This window comes from Pantoea sp. EKM21T (assembly GCF_011800405.1).
GTDB lineage: Bacteria > Pseudomonadota > Gammaproteobacteria > Enterobacterales > Enterobacteriaceae > Pantoea > Pantoea agglomerans.
This window is the reverse complement of sequence record NZ_JAALFV010000003.1, coordinates 174,244-191,973: the sequence shown is the minus strand read 5'-3', so window position 1 is coordinate 191,973 and position 17,730 is coordinate 174,244. Positions and strand designations below refer to the sequence as shown.

The following is a 17,730-nucleotide window of genomic DNA, read 5'->3' as shown; positions in this document are numbered from 1 at the left end:
GATATGAAAATTATGGCGGTGTGTGGTTCAGGTTTAGGCAGCAGCTTCATGATGGAAATGAACATCAAGAAAGTGCTTAAAACGATCGGTGTTGAAGCTGAAGTGGAACATTCGGATCTCGGCTCTGTCACCCCCGATGTGGCAGATGTTTTTGTTATGGCCAAAGACATTGCTTATAGCGCAAACCTTCCTGAACAGAAGGTCATCATCATTAATAACATCATTGACCTGAAAGAAGTGGAGCAGAAAATACGTGAGTATTTTGAGAAAAAGTGACGCTAATAATTAGATAAACACCTTACCCTCGAGGTTAATATGTTTACTCAAAATCTTTTGCAGTTCGTCGTCGACGTGCTGAAAGTGCCCTCTATATTAGTCGGACTGGTGGCATTTTTCGGACTGATTGCGCAGAAGAAGCCGTTTCCTGATGTTATCAAGGGCACGGTAAAAACTATTCTGGGCTTCCTGGTACTGGCAGGCGGTGCGACCGTTCTGGTCGGTTCACTGACGCCACTGGGCGACATTTTCAAACATGCGTTTGATGTTCAGGGCATCATTCCTAATAACGAAGCGATGGTCTCTATCGCTCTGGCAAAATATGGTGCGCCTACCACGATGATCATGGCCTTCGGCATGGTCGCCAACATCATTGTCGCCCGCTTCACCCGACTGAAATATATCTACCTCTCAGGGCATGTGACGTTTTATATGGCCTGTATGATCGCGATTATTTTATCGGTTGCTGGTTTTGAAGGTATTCAGCTTATTTACACCGGGTCACTGCTGTTGGGCATTCTGATGGCCACCTTCCCGGCGATCGCCCAGCCCTATATGCGTAAGATCATTGGTGGCGACCATGTCGCGCTGGCGCATACCGGGACAATTGGCTATGTCTTATCAGGCTGGATCGGCTCTTTGGTAGGCAAAGGATCTAAATCCACCGAAGAGATGAACATGCCAAAAAACCTCAGTTTTTTGCGTGACAGTACCATCTCGATCTCTCTGACGATGATGATTATCTACTTAATCCTGTCGGTGTCTGCCGGTAAAGAATATGTAGAGGCTAATTTCAGCAATGGTCAGAACTACCTTGTTTACTCCTTTATTCAGGCCATTACCTTCGCGGCGGGTGTCTTTATCATTCTGCAGGGTGTGCGCTTAATCCTGGCTGAAATTGTCCCTGCCTTTACCGGCTTTTCAGAAAAACTGGTTCCGGAAGCCAGACCGGCGCTGGATTGCCCGATTGTCTTCCCCTACGCCCCGAATGCGGTGCTGGTTGGCTTTATCTCCAGCTTTGTCGGTGGCCTGGTGGGGCTGTTTGTACTCGGTCAGCTGCACTGGGTATTGATTCTGCCGGGTGTGGTTCCTCACTTCTTCTGTGGCGCTACGGCTGGCGTGTTTGGTAATGCGACCGGCGGCAAGCGTGGGGCGATTTGCGGTGCCTTTGCTCATGGCCTGTTAATTACCTTCCTGCCTGTCGCCCTGCTGCCGGTACTCGGACAGATAGGGCTGACCAACACCACCTTCTCGGATACCGACTTCGGCGTCACCGGCATCCTGCTGGGTAATATGGCTCACTTTATGGATAAGGGAACCATTACCATGATTATCACCGGCATTTTTGGCTTGTTAGTGATTTATAACTTTACGGCTAAAAAGAAGGTGCCTGTAGAAACGAATGCAGGGTAATAGTAACGCTTAATGGCAACCAGAAAGGGCAATGAGCGCTTTCTGGTTGTTTGCGGAATACCTTCATCATTCAGTTTCCAGAAAAAAAACCGCACTCATATAAGTTCAGGCTAAGTTATTCAGCGAATGCTTCAAACGGCAGGTTAAAACGCGCTGCCAGTCGGGCTTTATGTTTATCCGTCAAAGGACGATCACCACGCAGGATACGACTGACATAAGAGCGCTGCCCTATTTCATCCGCAAAAGAGGATTGAGTCAGGCCGTGCTGATCCATGATGACTCGCAAAAGTGCTACTCCGCGCGGAATAGCATCAGTACGCGCGTTAAACGCAGCGAACTCAGGGGCGCTGTTTTCGTATCGGGCGACTTTATCAGACAGTATCTCTACTAACGGGCTGTCCGGCTGGTGCTCAACCAGATATTCAACCAGTTCCAGCGCCTGCTCGTAGTCCCTTTTATCGGTACTGCCTCCCAGAAAGGGAACAATTCTGACCAGGTCATTGGTCGCCTGGATTGCTTCGGTAATCATTCTTTACTCTCCCGGTACTTCTTCACCAGCTTGTCATATTCCGCATGCGTCACGATGTGTTTGATAAAAATTTTGCCGCGATCAAAGTCAGCATAAAACATGATTCTCAGGCTGTTTCCGCCCACATCGATTACCCACCACTTTTCCCGGTACTTCATGCGGTCAAGGCTCTGAAAGCGAATTTTCAGCGCATCTGGCGTGGCAAAGTTTTCGTCCCTTAGGACCAGATAAGCCGCATCCAGTGCGGAGGCATGATTTGGATAAATTATTGCCGCTTCCCTGAACGGCCCTCTTGAGATGATATGCATTTTTCTCTCAAACTTTCCATGTTGGAAACATTCTAACCCACAAAGCTAATGTTTCCAACATGGAACACACGCAGATGAGTTCTGAATGAATTGCTGGCGCTAAACCTAGTAAAAAAAGGATTATTCCGATCCAGAAAAGTGATCAACATCACATTTTCAACATTAGACATACTAATAAATAAAATTTAACAACAAAACATTTGAATGATAATGATTAACATTTACACTCTCATCCGCATATAACAAAGCGTTTAACGCTGCCAAATCCACAAATAATATGCGGTATTTATTCTTTTTAAGGTGAAAACACTAATCCATTTAATGGTCAGGGTTTTTATCTGGTTAGTTAGTTTTATGTTTACTGGAGTTGTTGAGCGGACATCCAACGCTGCTGACCTTACGTCGGCAGGGTCACTGGTATTAACGCACAGGAACTGAACATGCTTTTACGCTCATCCACTCAGGCGGCACAGGATCTCGCGCCAGCATCCAATGCCAGCGGTGCCGAAACGGCTATTTTTAACGATCAGCAACTGGCGGCCTGGTCGCAGCAGACTCAGGAGGTGCTGGCGCTGATGACCCGTACCGTTACCGGCGTTGAGAAGCCTTTCAGCGGTATCCTGCCCCATGAACTGGCGGCGGAATTCAGTGAGGTCGATCTCGATCGTCCGCTGGGTAACAACGATGACGCCCTGACAGAGCTGAGTCAGCTCTATCTGCGTGACGCCGTCTGGTTTCACCACCCTAAATATCTGGCGCACCTGAACTGCCCGGTCGTGCTGCCCTCTCTGATGGCTGAGCAGATTATGGCGGCAGTGAATAGCTCGGTCGACACCTGGGATCAGAGCGCAGGCGGTACGCTGATTGAGCAGAAGGTGATCGACTGGACGCTTGGCCGCATCGGCCTGCCTGCCGGATCTGATGGGATCTTCACCAGCGGCGGCACCCAGTCCAACCTGATGGCAATGCTGCTGGCGCGTGATAGCTGGTGCGCGGCACATCATCCGGGGCATCTGATTAAACATCGCGGCCTGCCTGAGACCGCGTCGAAATGGCGAGTGTTTACCTCAAAACTCAGCCACTTCAGCATCCAGAAATCGATGGCGATTTTAGGGCTGGGCTATGACGCAGTTATCGCCGTTGATCACGACGCCCACTACCGTATGGACGCAGCGTGCCTGGCTAAGGAGATCGAGAAATGTCGCAGTGAAGGGCTGATCCCGATTGCTGTGGTTGCCACCAGCGGCACCACGGACTTTGGCAGCATCGATCCGCTGTCGGAGATTGCCCGTCTTTGTGACAATTATGGTTTGTGGATGCACGTTGACGCCGCTTACGGCTGTGGGTTGCTGGTCTCAGAGAATCATCGCTCACGCCTGAATGGCATTGAACGGGCTGATTCCGTCACCGTCGATTATCACAAATCTTTCTTCCAGACCGTCAGCTGCGGTGCGTTCTTTGTGCGGGACAGCCACAATCTGAAGCATGTCACGCACCATGCAGATTACCTGAATCCGCTCAGTGCCCAGCAGGAAGGCACACCGAATCTGGTCAACAAAAGCATTCAGACCACCCGCCGATTTGATGCGTTGAAAATGTGGCTGACCCTGCGCGTGATGGGTCCGGCGGCGCTGGGTGACGCTTTCGATACGCTGATAGAGCTGACACAGGCGGCTCATGAGCGGTTAACTGCGCATCCTGCTATCGAAGTGCTGCACGCGCCTGAGCTGACCACCCAGATTTTCCGCTACGTGCCCGGCAAAAACGCCAGCGACGCACAGATCGACGAAATCAACGCCGCTATCCGTAAAGCGCTCTTCCGCTCCGGCAACGCAGTGATTGCCGGAACCAAAGTCGATGGGCGTCAGTACCTGAAATTCACCCTGTTAAATCCCACCACGACCATCGCCGACATCGAAGATGTGCTGAGCCTGATCGCGCAATATGGCCGCGAGCAGGTACGTGCGTCTGCGCTGAACGCGGCGAAACAGTGAGAGCTCTGAAATGAATAATTCCGTTTACGATTTTATTGGTATCGGTATCGGCCCTTTCAACCTGAGTCTGGCCTGTCTGAGTGAGCCGGTTGAGGGACTGAACGGTCTTTTCCTGGATGAGAACCCAGGCTTTGACTGGCACACCGGCATGATGCTGGAAAATGCCCATCTGCAGACGCCGTTTATGGCCGATCTGGTGACACTCGCCGATCCGACCAGCCCTTACAGCCTGCTTAACTACATGAAGGAAAAGGGGAAATTATACTCTTTTTATATCCGTGAAGACTTCTTCCTGATGCGCAAAGAGTATAATCAGTACTGCCAGTGGGCCAGTTCACGGCTCTCTAATCTGCGCTGGAACAGCCACGTTGAGTATGTCAGCTACGATGAGGCGGCTGGCGTCTATCAACTCCAGGTGACCGACACCCGGAATGGTCAGAAACAGAACTATCTGGCACGACATCTGATCCTCGGCACCGGGCCTAAAGCCTGGATGCCGGAGTGCAGCCAGCCGCACCGCCAGCGCCTGACGCACTCAAGCCACTATCTGGTCAACAAAGCGGAACTGCAGCAGAAGCGTTCCATCACCGTGCTGGGCAGCGGCCAGAGCGCGGCAGAAATCTACTACGACCTGCTGACCGATATCGACCGCTTTGGCTATCAGCTCAACTGGATCACCCGCGCGCCGCGCTTCTATCCGCTGGAGTACACTAAGCTCACGCTGGAGATGACCTCGCCGGAGTGGGTCGACTATTTCCACGCGCTGCCCGCCAGCACCCGCGACGAACTGAATGCGCGCCACAAGAATCTCTACAAAGGCATCAACAGCAGCCTGATTAACGACATTTATGACCTGATGTATGTAAAACAGCTCGATGGCGATCTGAACGTTAACCTGTTTACTCACTCGGCGCTGACCGCTATGCGCTGGCTGCCACAGGGAGAGTTCGAGCTGACGCTGCATCAGGAGGAGCAGGATTGCACCTTCACCCGTCGCACCGAAGGACTGGTGATGGCGACCGGCTATCACTACCAGCCACCGATGTTTTTAGAGGGCATCAACGCCCGCCTGCGCTGGGATGACAAAGGCCGCTACGACGTGCAGCGCAACTACAGCATCGATTATCACAATCAGATCTTCGTGCAGAACGCCGAACTGCACACCCACGGTTTTGTTACGCCGGATCTCGGCATGGCCTGCTACCGCAACTCGGTGCTGCTGCGCGAACTGACAGGACGCGAGGTCTACCCGATCGAGCGTCAGATTGCCTTCCAGACCTTCCCGGCTAAATCGGAGCACTGAGATGAGTTCACAAACACTGTTCAGCGCCGCCCGCCCCGCAGGCCAGTTCACCCTGAGGCCCATGCTCGCCAGCGATGCGCCGCTGATTCATCGCTGGGTCACCCGCGATTACGCCCGCTTCTGGGGCATGCAGCAGCAGAGCCTGAATCAGGTCGCTGAGTTCTATCAGACGCTGACTGCAGCCGATCCCCATGCTGCGCTGATTGGTTGCTGCAACGACCAGCCGGTCTGCCTGATTGAGTGCTATCGCGCCAGCGACGATGAGGTCGGCAAGTTTTATCCTGCCGCACCCGATGATTACGGCATGCATATTCTGATTGCCCCCGCCAGCCAGCCGATCAGAGCCTTCAGCTGGCAGGTCTTCACGCTGGTGATGGACTACATGTTCAGCCGCCCCGAGGTGCGCCGCGTGGTGGTAGAGCCAGATGTGCGCAATGAGAAGATTCACGTGCTGAATAAGCGTGCCGGGTTCCGCTATCAGCACACCATCGACATGGGTCATAAAACCGCCTGGCTGGCCTTTTGCCAGCTGGCAGATTATCAACACGCGTTACTGCAGGAGTCGCAGACTATGAACACCCCCTCTTCTCTGATGAACGGTACACATCTGACGGGCGACCAATGGGCGCAGGCAAACCGCATGCTGATCCGGAAAGCGATTGCCGAGTTCGCGCATGAGAAAATCATTACGCCACAGGAGTCGGGCGACGGCAGCTATCAGCTTTCGGTGCCAGGCGGTGAAGCAAGCTACCATTTCCGGGCGTCGCGGCTGGCGCTGGATCACTGGGAAATCGACGCCGGCTCACTGCGCAAGCAGGAGAACGGTCGTGATCTGCCGCTGGATGCGTTGAAGTTTATCGTGGAGTTTAACGGGGAGATCGGTATTACACAGGCACTGCTGGCGACCTACATGGAAGAGATCAGCAGCACGCTGTGCAGCAGCGTTTATAAGCTGCAGAAGAATAATCCTGACAGCCAGGCGCTGGTCTCAGCCGATTTCCAGACGGTGGAAGCGGCGATGACCGAAGGCCATCCCTGCTTTGTTGCCAACAACGGGCGTATTGGCTTCGATGCTCATGATTATCTGGCGTATGCGCCCGAGGCCGCCGCGCCCGTTCACCTCATCTGGGTCGCGGTTCATCGCCGCAACGCCCATTTCTCCAGCCTCAGCGAGCTGAGCTATGAGCAGTTGATGCGTGATGAACTGGGCGACACCACCCTGGAGCAGTTTACTGCGCAGCTGGTGAATAAAGGGCTGGCGGTTGAGGAGTATATCCTGATGCCGGTGCATCCGTGGCAGTGGCAGAACAAACTACTGACCGTATTTGCGGCGGACATCGCCAGTCACGATATTGTTTATCTCGGCACCGGAGACGATGCTTACCAGGCGCAGCAGTCGATCCGCACCTTCTTTAACCGCAGCCAGCCCACGAAGCGCTACGTGAAAACCGCCCTGTCGGTGCTGAACATGGGCTTTATGCGCGGACTGTCCCCCTACTATATGGCGACAACGCCTGCGATAAACGGCTGGCTGGAACAACTGGTTGCTGGCGATGCGTGGCTGAATCGCTGTGATTTCCGCATCCTGCGCGAAGTCGCGGCGGTCGGCTATCACAACCGCTACTATGAGCAGGCGATCAAAGGCGACTCAGCCTATAAAAAGATGTTCGCAGCGCTGTGGCGGGATAATCCTGCGGCCAGCCTGCAGCCCGGCCAGCGTCTGATGACCATGGCCTCTTTCCTGCACGTCGATCACCATCAGCAGGCACTGCTGCCAGCGCTGATAGCGGATTCTGGTTTGCCCGCGAAGCAGTGGATAGAACGCTACCTGACCTGCTATCTCAGCCCGCTGCTGCACTGCTTCTATCAGCATGACCTGGTGTTTATGCCGCACGGTGAAAACCTCATCATGCTGCTGGAGAACAACGTGCCGGTCAGTGCATACATGAAGGATATCGGCGAAGAGATCGCCGTGATGAATCCGGATGCGGTGCTGCCGGAAGGCGTGCAGCGTCTGGCCGTGGATGTGCCGGAGAACCTGAAGCTGCTCTCGATCTTCACCGATGTGTTTGACTGCATCTTCCGCTTTATCAGCGCGATTCTGCATCAGTCAGGAACGCTGCCGGAGGAAGAGTTCTGGCAGGCGGTGGCGCAGTGCGTGAAGGATTACCAGCAGGCGCACCCGGAGCATGCCACTAAGTTCGCGCGCTATGACATGTTCGCGCCGGAGTTTACCCGCTCCTGTCTGAACCGCCTGCAGTTGGCGAATAACCAGCAGATGATAAACCTCGCCGATCCCGCTGAGAACCTCAAGTTCGCCGGAACGCTGAATAACCCGATCGCCCGCTGGCGATAAGCGTTACACCGTCACGCTGAAATTATGCGGTCACCCTGGTGGCCGCTTTTTTAATGGCTTTATCGCAGGTATCCGTAATGGTTTCTTTCGAACCGGTCGCGCAACTGACCCGACGACATCTGATCTTCCCGCTGTCGCTGGTGTTGTTTGAGTTCGCCACCTATATCGCTCACGACATGATCCAGCCCGGCATGCTGCTGGTGACTCAGGAATTCAAGGTCGGGCCGGAGTGGGTCTCTACTTCGCTCACCGCCTATCTGGCCGGTGGCATTATGCTGCAATGGCTGCTTGGCCCCCTCTCTGACCGCATCGGACGACGTCCGGTGCTGCTCAGCGGCGTGGCCTTTTTTATGCTCTCGTGTGTGGCGACGCACTGGGTGCAAAGCATTGAGCAGTTCGTCCTGCTGCGTTTTCTGCAGGGCGTCAGCCTCTGTTTTATTGGCGCGGTAGGCTACGCGGCGGTGCAGGAGGCGTTTACGGAATCGCTCAGCATCAAAATGATGGCGCTGATGGCCAACGTCGCCCTGCTAGCCCCGCTGGCCGGTCCGCTGGCGGGCGCGGCTTTTCTTACTGTGGGTGAATGGCGCACCCTGTTCTGGCTGATTGGCGCTATTGCGGCGCTGGCGCTGGCAGGTCTGTGGTTTGCGATGCCCGAAACCGCAGGTGACCGGCAGAAACCGCTGTCGCTGCGATCGATTATCAGCGGTTACGCGGCATTGCTGAAGGATCGTCAGGTGATGCGCGGCTCGCTAGCCATCGGACTGGTCACTGTGCCCTGCATCGCATGGGTCGCATTGTCGCCGGTGATATTAATCCACGATGCGGGACTCAGCCGCATCGGCTATGCGTTGTTACAGCTGCCGGTCTTCGCCGCCATGATTGCGGGCAACCTGACGCTGGGACGCTTATCCAGCCGTCTGCCCATTGAACAGCCGTTACGGCTCGGTGCCTGGCCGGTGGTCTGCGGGCTGGCAATCGCAGTAACCGCTACCGTGCTAAATCCGCAAAGCTATCTGTGGCTGACTGCCGGAATTAGCCTCTACGGCTTCGGTGCCGGGCTGGTCAGCGCCGGACTCTATCGCATGACGCTTTTTTCCAGCAGCGCCGGAAAAGGCAGCGTGGCGGCGATGCTCGGCATGGTGAGTATTCTGATTATTGCGCTGGGCATTGAAGCAGCCAAAACCGCCTATTTTAGTTACGGCACCGGCGGCTTCAGTGTGGTGAACCTGATCTGCGGTCTGCTGTGGCTGGTTCTGGTCAGCGCTTTTCTGCGTGCAGGCCAGCGGAAATTGTGCGCGGAATAATCGAATATATTTAGCAGTGCGATACAGTGCTTGCCCGCACTGCTAACCATAAAGCATCCGGTTACGGCATCATTAAAGCGTGATCGCCGCACCATACCCTTACAATTTACATGGTTATAATCTTTCTGATTTGAGAATTCTTAAGAGTGCTTACTGGTTTTTATAACAGGAATGCCACTTTCGTGACATCGGTGTCAGAAACATTGTCTTGCTAAGCTGATGAGCGGTAAGTATGACCAGAAAAACGACAAAACAACTATCGGCCTTCTGAACCGCCCATTTCAGATCTGGAATTTTTAACATCAATAAGGAGAAGTAATGCGACAGAGAGTCATTGTGTGCCCGGTCATTCAAAATGAGGGTAAATATTTGCTATGTAAAATGGCATCTGACAGGGGGGTTTTTCCTGGACAGTGGGCTTTGCCAGGCGGCGGAATGGAGCCAGGTGAAACAATCGAAGAAGCATTAAAGCGGGAAATCAGGGAAGAATTAGGCGAGGCGCTCAAGATAACAAATATCACACCCTGGACGTTTCGGGATGATGTCAGAATCAAAACCTATTCTGATGGAATGACTGAAGAAATTTATATGATCTATCTTATCTTTGATTGTCTGAGCGCAAACCGAACAATAACCTTCAATGAAGAGTTTCAGGAGATTATCTGGGTAGAACCTGAGGCTTTAAAAAACATTGATCTGAATGAAGCCACCCGGATTACGTTTAGCCAAAAAGGACTTATCTGAATATGCATTGCAGGATCTCCTTAAAAGTCTATCGATAACTTAAGTACGATTTTAGCTAAACGGGGCAGTGCTTATGCAACGGAAAACTTCAGCGTTTTCTGGCATGTCCAGTGTTTCAACACTGCCTCATCTTACACTCTATTCATGGGCTCCCTGCTCTGGCAATGGATGCCGATTTACACTTTGAACGTTTATCTTAGGTCATCCCATTCAGACTAATATCAACCACCCAATCCCGCATTTATTTTTTTCAGATAAGCTTTGACCAAATCGTTACTTTATCTGTGTGTTGCGTCATTCGATGATGATTCCGCCTGCTGAGGCAATTGATAACAAAGGAATTCACCATGAAGACGTTATTTCCCCTTAAACCACGCGCACAAACGCTGGTTTTTACTTTACTTGCCGGGACTCTGACCTTTAACGCGGTGGCTGCACCGGTCAAAGGCGGTACGCTGATTTATCTTGAACAGCAGGCACATACCAACCTCTATCCCCCTGCCGGCGGCTTTTACCCTAATGGCGGCATTCTCAATCAGATTACCGATAAATTAACCTGGCAGAATCCCGAAACGCTGCAGATTGAACCCTGGATTGCGGAAAGCTGGACCACCAACGCCGACAAAACCGAATACACCTTTAAATTACGGCCTGGCGTGACTTTTTCCGATGGCACACCATTAGATGCGAACGCGGTGGCGAAAAACTTTGATACCTACGGGCTGGGAAATAAAGCGCTGCGCCTGCCGGTATCGGAAGTGATTAATAACTATGAACGCAGCGAAGTGATCGACCCGCTGACGGTGAAATTCTATTTTAAAAAACCCTCGCCCGGATTTTTACAGGGCACCGCCACCATTGGCTCTGGCCTGGTCTCGCTGAGTACCCTGGCGCGCAGTTTCGATCAGCTGGGCGATGCCCGTCACATTATCGGCTCCGGCCCGTTTGTAGTTAGTGATGAGAAGCTCGGTCGGGAGGTGGATCTGGTAGCGCGTAAAGATTATCAGTGGGGACCGAAAAACATTCAGCAGCAAGGTCCGGCCAATCTGGATGCGATAAAAGTGATCGTGACGCCGGAAGACAGCGTGCGCATCGGTGCACTGCTGGCGGGCCAGGCAGGCCTGATCCGTCAGGTGCAGGCCTACGACGAGAAGCAGGCTAAAGATCAGAACTTCCCGGTTTATGCCGCGCCGACCCGTGGCGTAAACGACAGCCTCAGCTTCCGTCCGGATAATCCGCTGGTCAGCGATATCCGGGTGCGTCAGGCGCTGCTGCACGCCACTAATTCCAAACAGGTGGTTGAGACGCTCTTCTCGCCGAACTATCCGCAGGCAACCTCGGTCGTGGCGACCACCGCCGCCGGCTACGTCAATCTGGCGGACAAACTCACTTTTGATCTGGCAAAAGCGAAGGCATTGCTGGACCAGGCGGGCTGGCAACCGGGTGCCGATGGCATCCGTGAAAAAGCTGGCCAGCGACTGGCGCTAACCGTCTATGAATCACTGCCGCAGCCGCAAAACAAAGAGGTGCTGCAACTGGTGGCGCAGCAGTGGCGCCAGGCGGGCGTCGCCCTCAGCGTTAAAGCGGGCGATGCCGGCAGCAAAACGCTGGATAACCTCGACCCCCTTAAGACCCCGCTGAACGTCACTGAAGTCGGCCGCGCCGATCCCGACGTGATCAAAAGCAGCTTCTACCCGGCTAACCGCGACAACCTGCTGCAGAAAGGCGGCTCCAGCGACAAAGTGAAAAACTTCCGCGATGACAAGCTGAACCAGCTGCTGGTCGCCATCTCCGCTGAAGTTGACCCGGCAAAACGGTTACAGCTGACCGGTGACGTTCAGCGTTATCTGTTGGATCAGGCCTATGTGATTCCGATCTTCGAAGAGCCGCAGGTCTATGCCGGTGCGCCCTGGCTGAAAGGGGTCAGTTTTGAAGCGGTAGGCCGTCCGGCACTCTATGGCGCCTGGCTGGAAAAACAGTAACCGGAGGTGAGGATGCGTCATTATCTGCTGCAACGTGCTGGCCTGGGTGTATTGGTCCTGTGGGCCGCGTTTACCCTGTCGTTTGTGCTGCTACAGGTGCTGCCAGGCGATGCGGTCCTGATCAAGTTTCAGAATCCGGATCTCGGCCTGAGTCCGCAGCAGATTGCTGAGATGCGTCAGGCCTATGGCGCGGACAGCCCGCTGTGGCAGCAATATCTGCACACGCTGGCGGCGATGCTGCACGGCGACTTCGGCTATTCGGTGCAGGCGGGCGTGCCGGTCAGTGAACTGCTGACCAGCAATCTGCCTGGCACGCTGCGACTGGCCCTGTGCGGTTTTTTGCTGGCGACACTGCTGGCATTCGTGCTGGCGACACTGTCGCGGCTGCCTGCCCTGCGCGGCCTGCGTAATCTGCTGCAGTCACTGCCCGCGCTGTTTATCTCAGTGCCGACCTTCTGGCTCGGCATAGCCCTGATTCAGCTCTTCTCATTCCAGCTGCGCTGGATCCCGGTAATCAATCCCTCACCGTGGCAGGGACTGATTCTGCCCATTATTACGGTCGCCGTTCCGATCTCTGCGCCGCTGGCTCAGATTCTGTTGCGCAGCATCGATGAGGTTGCAACCCGGCCTTTTGTGGCGGTGGCGCGCGCCAAAGGGGCCAGCGAGCACTACGTGCTGTGGCGGCACATCCTGCGCAACGCCATGCTGCCGGTGCTCACCGTGGCGGGCCTGCTGCTGGGAGAACTGATTGCCGGTGCGCTGATTACCGAAACGGTGTTTGGCCTGGGCGGTCTGGGACAGCTGACGCAGCAGGCGGTGAACAATCAGGATGTGGCGGTATTGCAGGCGGTAGTGATGATCTCCGCGCTGGGTTTTGTGGTGATCAACCTGCTGGTGGATCTGCTGATGCCGCTCTTTGACCCGCGCTTACAGCTGTTACGAGGTGCAACATGAGTCTGGTTGATTACGCTGCCGCGCGGCAACCCGTGGCGGCAAAGAGGCGCACTTTACAGTTCTCGCCGGGCCTGTGGCTCGCCGTTTCAGTCATGCTGCTGGCCGTACTGGCGGCCCTGTTCCCGGCCCTCTTTACCCAGGCCAGCCCGATTGAAGGCGTTGCGGGTGCACAGCGACTCTCTCCGCAGGCCGGACACTGGCTCGGCACCGATCAGCTTGGCCGCGATCTCTTTGCCCGCATCGTTTACGGCGCGTCCCATTCACTCTCCGCCGCCGTCATGGCGGTGGCGATCGGACTGCTGGCAGGTACCGCGCTGGGTCTGGTGGCAGGGGCTATCGGTGGCAAAACTGAATCAATTGTGATGCGCGCAGTGGATGTCCTGCTGGCGATTCCGGCGCTGCTGCTCTCTCTGAGCGTGCTGATTTTACTCGGTTTCGGCACCCTGAATGCCGCATTAGCAGTGGGCATTGCCTCCATCGCCAGCTTCGCCCGACTGGCACGCGCCGAAGTGGTGCGCATCCGTCACAGTGAGTATGTCGAAGCGGCTTACGGCAGCGGCGGCCGCTTTTTCAGCGTGTTGTGGCGTCACATTCTTCCCAATGCGCTGACGCCGGTGATCGCCTATGCCGCCCTGCAATTTGGTCAGGCGATTCTGGCGCTGTCGACTCTGAGTTTCCTCGGCTACGGCACCCCGCCGCCAGTGCCGGAATGGGGTCTGTTAATCGCTGAAGGGCGTAATTATCTGGCTACCGCCTGGTGGCTGACCACTTTTCCTGGTGTGGTGGTGGTCGCTGTGGTGCTCGCAGCCAACCGCATCAGCCAGCAACTTTCAGGAGGACGCCGATGAGCGCTCAGCCGTTACTCGCGGTCAACAATCTCACGCTAAGCTATCGCAGCGGCAACCGTTGGCAGCCGGTGGTACATAACGTCAGCTTCGAGCTGCAGCCCGGTGAGATGGTGGCGCTGGTCGGGGAGTCCGGCTCCGGTAAAACCACCACCGCACAGGCGATAATGGGTCTGATGGCGGAAAATGGCCGCCGCGAAGGGGGCGAAATCCTGCTCAACGGCGTGGATATCAGTCAGTGGTCGCAAAAGCGTTTCGATACCCTGCGCGGTGCGCGCATCAGTCTGGTACCGCAGGATCCCGGTAATTCCCTGAACCCGGTGAAAACGGTCGGCGAACAGGTGGAAGAGATCCTGCGACTGCACCTGAAATTACCGTCAGCGCAGCGCCAGCAGCGGGTGATTGACCTGCTGAATCGCGTCGGCCTTAGCCATCCGGAACAGCGGGTTAAGCAGTATCCGCATCAGCTGTCGGGTGGCATGAAGCAGCGGGTATTGATCGCCATTGCTCTCGCCCTGCAGCCGGAGATCATTATTGCGGATGAGCCGACCAGCGCGCTGGATGTCACGGTGCAAAAGCGCATTCTCGATCTGCTGGACAACCTGCGGCAGGAATCCCGCACCGCCGTGCTGTTTGTCACCCACGACCTGGCGCTGGCGGCGCAACGCGCAGATCGTATTATCGTGTTTCGTCACGGCGAGATTCAGGAATCGGGCCGCACTGAACAGGTTATCAGCGCGCCTGCTCATCCTTATACCCGTCAGTTACTGAATGATGCGGCACCACAGCGACCCGCCAGAGTTAAATCTGCAACCGCCCGTTTTTCTGCCCCCGCCATCCGGGCAACCGGCGTGATGAAAAGCTTTTCGCTGGGCAAACAGCAGCGTTTGCAGGCGCTGAACCAGGTCAGCTTTCAGGTGGCGCGCGGCACTACGCATGCACTGGTAGGCGAATCCGGCTCAGGCAAAACCACGCTGGCGCGCATCGTTATGGGTTTTGAAACCGCAGACAGCGGCGAGGTGACGCTGGATGGCATCGTGGTCAACGGATTACGCGGCGAGGCGCTGCGTCAGCTGCGGCGGAAGATCCAGTTTGTCTATCAGAACCCATTTGCCTCGCTCGATCCGCGTCAGACGCTATATGCAATTATTGAAGAGCCACTGCGTAATTTTGAGCGACTGAGCCGCAGTCAGCGCCGTGAGCGCGTAGAAGGGATGACCACGCGGGTGGCGCTGCCGCTCTCTCTTCTGTCACGTCATCCTCACGAACTTTCCGGCGGACAGCGGCAGCGTGTGGCGCTTGCGCGGGCACTGATCTGCAAGCCGGAGATTCTGGTACTGGATGAGGCGACCTCGGCGCTGGATGTCACGGTGCAGGCGCAAATCCTCGACCTGTTGCAGCAGCTCCAGGCCGAACTGGGTCTGACCTATCTGTTTATCACGCACGACCTGGCGACGGTGCGGCAGATTGCCGACAGCGTCACGGTGTTAAAAGCGGGCGAAGTCGCAGAGCAAGGTGACGTTGTCACGATTTTCAGTGCGCCACAGCATCCTTATACCCGGGAATTAATGGCTGCCATTCCTCCGCTTATTCCCTTAACCCACAAGGAGTCAGCATGAGCCGACGTCTCGGATTTTTTACCCGGCTGCTGGATAAGGTGCCGGCGAAACAGCGCTATCAGCTGGCCACCGAACAGATTCAGCATGCCGAACGCTGCGGATTTGATAATGCGTGGATTGCTCAGCACCATTTTCATCAGGATGAGGGGGGTCTGCCGTCGCCGCTGCTCTTCCTGGCGCATGTCGCCGCGCAGACCCGCACCATCCGGCTCGGCACCGCCATCATCACCCTGCCAATGGAAAATGCGCTGCGGGTGGCTGAAGATGCCGCAGTACTGGATCTGCTGGCAGATGGGCGGCTGGAGATCGGGCTGGGCTCCGGTGGCACGCCGGATTCTTTTTTGCCGTTTGGTCTGACCTTTGCCGAGCGCGGTGCCGCTTTTGCCGACCATCTGCATACGCTGCTCAGTGCCTGGCGCGGGGATTCACTGGGGCATCCTGATAATCATCTCTATCCCGCCGCGCCGCAACTTGCCGGACGGGTGTGGATCGCCACCTTCTCGGTTGAGGGCGCAATCCGTGCCGCTCAGGGCGGCCATGGCCTGATGCTGTCCCGCACCCAGCCGCGCCCGGCGGGCCAGCCTGAGCTGCCGCTGGATGCATTGCAGAATCCGCTGATCGATGCCTATCTTGCGGCACTTCCTGCGGGAACCACTCCGCGCATCCTCGCCTCCCGTACCGCATTCGTGGCCGATTCTGACCGCTATGCCCGTCAGGTAGCTGAACCGGGAATTCGTCAGCAGGCTGCGCAGTATCGTGGCGAATTACGCGGTGAACGCTTTGATGACCTGCTGGCGCAGTTTGATGCCCATGTTGGCGGCATCGATCAGGTGCAGCACTCGCTGGCGCAGGACAGCGCACTGGCGCGCGTCACTGACATCTCATTTCAGGTGCATTCGGTTGAGCCTTCGCATGCCGACACGCTGCGCTCGATTGAACTGATTGCCCAACATCTTGCGCCCGCGCTTCGTGCCGCTGGCGAACCTCACAGGAGAATTTCATGAATCAACCTGACGATTTGATTGCCACACTGGCAGATATCGATCCCGATTCCGAACTGGCCCATGCGCGCCAGACACGTCACGCCGCCACACAACATGCTCAGGGTAGCTACACCCTGTTGTTTAGCCAGGGTGATGAAGATTTTCCGCTGGCGGAGCGCCGTCTGCTGGCCGCTCAGGTTGCAGGCTGGCATGCACAACCCGGCCTGCAGGCGCACTACCAGCCACAGGAGAGTCTGGCCGGGAGTGTTCGGATCAACGCGGCACAGGCTTTTGCCCATCGCCTGACCTTTGAGCCGGTTACTGCTGCTCCCGCGCATCTGGAGGCTTTGAAACAGGCGGGCTGGAGCCTGCGCGGCATTGTCACACTGGCACAGCTGGTGGCGTTTGTCAGTTTTCAGAGCCGGTTGCTGGCGGGTCTGCGCAGCTTACAGGGCGATGAGGCATCGGGTGAGGTTGCCCCGGTAGTCGCCGGTCACTGGCACGAGGCCTTACATACCGCCAGCGGCAAAACTGCCCTGACCGCGTTTACGCAACAGGAACTCGGCTGGGAGCCCTGGCTGCCGGCAAAACCGCTGTCGGAATTCAGCGAGGAAGAGCAGGCGACACTGGCAAAATTCGGTCACACCGACTCCGACTATTTTCGCCTGCTGGCGCGCAATCTGCCGTTGCTGGAGCAGCGCACCCTGACCGATAAAGGCATTTTTTATACCGCAGGAGGGCTGCCACGCGCCGAGCGCGAACTGGCTGCCACCGTGGTAAGTAAGGTCAACGGCTGCATTTACTGCGCATCAGTCCATGCGCGTAAAGCCAGCCAGCTCTCAAAGCAGGATGAAGCGGTACAGAAGCTGCTGAATGTTGCACCCGGCGCGGTGTTATCTCACGGACACGCCGCGCGCTGGCAGGCGATCATCGAATTCTCAGCAGCGCTGTCGCTGACCCCTGCCCAGCCGACACAGTCCCAGCTATCTGCACTGCGTGAACAGGGTCTGGATACGCTGGCCCTGCTCGATCTGATTCAATCAACCGCCTTTTTTGCCTGGGCTAATCGCCTAATGCTGACGCTGGGCGAACCTTTTCTGCCGGAACAACAGGGATAATC

At 55.8% G+C, this 17,730-nt stretch carries 15 protein-coding genes; 13 read left to right on the top strand and 2 right to left on the bottom strand.

What is annotated here, in order from left to right; all coding sequences use genetic code 11:
- Nucleotides 1-3: 3 nt before the first annotated feature.
- A complete protein-coding gene (locus HFD87_RS07215) occupies nt 4-276 on the top strand; it encodes a PTS sugar transporter subunit IIB (RefSeq protein ID WP_010247066.1) in 273 nt (90 codons plus the stop codon).
- Between the two features lie 39 nt (nt 277-315).
- The gene (locus HFD87_RS07210) at nt 316-1,689 is read left to right on the top strand and encodes a PTS ascorbate transporter subunit IIC (RefSeq protein WP_167423163.1); all 1,374 of its coding nucleotides are present in this window, start codon (nt 316-318) and stop codon (nt 1,687-1,689) included.
- A 115-nt stretch (nt 1,690-1,804) separates the two neighbouring features.
- Here HFD87_RS07210 and HFD87_RS07205 read toward each other — a convergent pair whose 3' ends face one another.
- Complete coding sequence (locus HFD87_RS07205; protein ID WP_010247064.1) at nt 1,805-2,218, bottom strand: type II toxin-antitoxin system HigA family antitoxin; 414 nt, start codon at nt 2,216-2,218, stop codon at nt 1,805-1,807.
- Nucleotides 2,215-2,526, bottom strand: a complete 312-nt coding sequence (locus HFD87_RS07200) for a type II toxin-antitoxin system HigB family toxin (protein WP_010247063.1) — start codon at nt 2,524-2,526, stop codon at nt 2,215-2,217. The genes HFD87_RS07205 and HFD87_RS07200 overlap by 4 nt, the downstream gene beginning before the upstream one ends.
- Before the next feature lie 440 nt (nt 2,527-2,966).
- Between HFD87_RS07200 and HFD87_RS07195 the strand changes: the two genes are divergently transcribed.
- The 11 genes from HFD87_RS07195 (at nt 2,967) to HFD87_RS07145 (ending at nt 17,728) form a co-directional block, all read left to right on the top strand.
- The gene (locus tag HFD87_RS07195; RefSeq protein ID WP_167423162.1) at nt 2,967-4,520 is read left to right on the top strand and encodes an aspartate aminotransferase family protein; all 1,554 of its coding nucleotides are present in this window, start codon (nt 2,967-2,969) and stop codon (nt 4,518-4,520) included.
- A gap of 10 nt (nt 4,521-4,530) precedes the next feature.
- Nucleotides 4,531-5,823 (top strand): lysine N(6)-hydroxylase/L-ornithine N(5)-oxygenase family protein, encoded by a 1,293-nt coding sequence (locus HFD87_RS07190; protein ID WP_010247061.1) that lies wholly within the window; start codon nt 4,531-4,533, stop codon nt 5,821-5,823.
- Between the two features lies 1 nt (nt 5,824).
- Nucleotides 5,825-8,179 carry a GNAT family N-acetyltransferase gene (locus tag HFD87_RS07185; protein WP_167423161.1) on the top strand — a complete coding sequence of 785 codons (2,355 nt, stop codon included), beginning with the start codon at nt 5,825-5,827 and terminating at the stop codon, nt 8,177-8,179.
- A gap of 77 nt (nt 8,180-8,256) precedes the next feature.
- Nucleotides 8,257-9,483, top strand: coding sequence for an MFS transporter (locus HFD87_RS07180; protein WP_167423160.1), 1,227 nt, complete (start codon nt 8,257-8,259; stop codon nt 9,481-9,483).
- Between the two features lie 318 nt (nt 9,484-9,801).
- On the top strand, nt 9,802-10,227 hold the full coding sequence (nudI, locus tag HFD87_RS07175; protein ID WP_022624355.1) for a nucleoside triphosphatase NudI: 426 nt from the start codon (nt 9,802-9,804) through the stop codon (nt 10,225-10,227).
- Between the two features lie 347 nt (nt 10,228-10,574).
- A complete protein-coding gene (locus HFD87_RS07170; RefSeq protein ID WP_167423159.1) occupies nt 10,575-12,209 on the top strand; it encodes a TIGR04028 family ABC transporter substrate-binding protein in 1,635 nt (544 codons plus the stop codon).
- 12 nt (nt 12,210-12,221) lie between these two features.
- Complete coding sequence (locus HFD87_RS07165) at nt 12,222-13,163, top strand: ABC transporter permease (protein ID WP_033773385.1); 942 nt, start codon at nt 12,222-12,224, stop codon at nt 13,161-13,163.
- On the top strand, nt 13,160-14,011 hold the full coding sequence (locus HFD87_RS07160; protein WP_010670388.1) for an ABC transporter permease: 852 nt from the start codon (nt 13,160-13,162) through the stop codon (nt 14,009-14,011). Before HFD87_RS07165 ends, HFD87_RS07160 begins: the two co-directional genes overlap by 4 nt.
- Complete coding sequence (locus HFD87_RS07155; RefSeq protein ID WP_060679216.1) at nt 14,008-15,627, top strand: ABC transporter ATP-binding protein; 1,620 nt, start codon at nt 14,008-14,010, stop codon at nt 15,625-15,627. Before HFD87_RS07160 ends, HFD87_RS07155 begins: the two co-directional genes overlap by 4 nt.
- Nucleotides 15,624-16,631 (top strand): putative FMN-dependent luciferase-like monooxygenase, encoded by a 1,008-nt coding sequence (locus HFD87_RS07150; RefSeq protein WP_062758887.1) that lies wholly within the window; start codon nt 15,624-15,626, stop codon nt 16,629-16,631. The genes HFD87_RS07155 and HFD87_RS07150 overlap by 4 nt, the downstream gene beginning before the upstream one ends.
- Nucleotides 16,628-17,728, top strand: coding sequence for an alkylhydroperoxidase domain protein (locus HFD87_RS07145; protein WP_167423158.1), 1,101 nt, complete (start codon nt 16,628-16,630; stop codon nt 17,726-17,728). Before HFD87_RS07150 ends, HFD87_RS07145 begins: the two co-directional genes overlap by 4 nt.
- Nucleotides 17,729-17,730 lie beyond the last annotated feature (2 nt).

Bases quoted from the DNA above. Each gene is read 5' to 3' on its own strand.
- HFD87_RS07215 (WP_010247066.1), top strand. From the start codon at position 4: ATGAAAATTATGGCGGTGTGTGGTTCAGGTTTAGGCAGCAGCTTCATG.
- HFD87_RS07210 (WP_167423163.1), top strand. From the start codon at position 316: ATGTTTACTCAAAATCTTTTGCAGTTCGTCGTCGACGTGCTGAAAGTG.
- HFD87_RS07205 (WP_010247064.1), bottom strand. From the start codon at position 2,218: ATGATTACCGAAGCAATCCAGGCGACCAATGACCTGGTCAGAATTGTT.
- HFD87_RS07200 (WP_010247063.1), bottom strand. From the start codon at position 2,526: ATGCATATCATCTCAAGAGGGCCGTTCAGGGAAGCGGCAATAATTTAT.
- HFD87_RS07195 (WP_167423162.1), top strand. From the start codon at position 2,967: ATGCTTTTACGCTCATCCACTCAGGCGGCACAGGATCTCGCGCCAGCA.
- HFD87_RS07190 (WP_010247061.1), top strand. From the start codon at position 4,531: ATGAATAATTCCGTTTACGATTTTATTGGTATCGGTATCGGCCCTTTC.
- HFD87_RS07185 (WP_167423161.1), top strand. From the start codon at position 5,825: ATGAGTTCACAAACACTGTTCAGCGCCGCCCGCCCCGCAGGCCAGTTC.
- HFD87_RS07180 (WP_167423160.1), top strand. From the start codon at position 8,257: ATGGTTTCTTTCGAACCGGTCGCGCAACTGACCCGACGACATCTGATC.
- nudI (WP_022624355.1), top strand. From the start codon at position 9,802: ATGCGACAGAGAGTCATTGTGTGCCCGGTCATTCAAAATGAGGGTAAA.
- HFD87_RS07170 (WP_167423159.1), top strand. From the start codon at position 10,575: ATGAAGACGTTATTTCCCCTTAAACCACGCGCACAAACGCTGGTTTTT.
- HFD87_RS07165 (WP_033773385.1), top strand. From the start codon at position 12,222: ATGCGTCATTATCTGCTGCAACGTGCTGGCCTGGGTGTATTGGTCCTG.
- HFD87_RS07160 (WP_010670388.1), top strand. From the start codon at position 13,160: ATGAGTCTGGTTGATTACGCTGCCGCGCGGCAACCCGTGGCGGCAAAG.
- HFD87_RS07155 (WP_060679216.1), top strand. From the start codon at position 14,008: ATGAGCGCTCAGCCGTTACTCGCGGTCAACAATCTCACGCTAAGCTAT.
- HFD87_RS07150 (WP_062758887.1), top strand. From the start codon at position 15,624: ATGAGCCGACGTCTCGGATTTTTTACCCGGCTGCTGGATAAGGTGCCG.
- HFD87_RS07145 (WP_167423158.1), top strand. From the start codon at position 16,628: ATGAATCAACCTGACGATTTGATTGCCACACTGGCAGATATCGATCCC.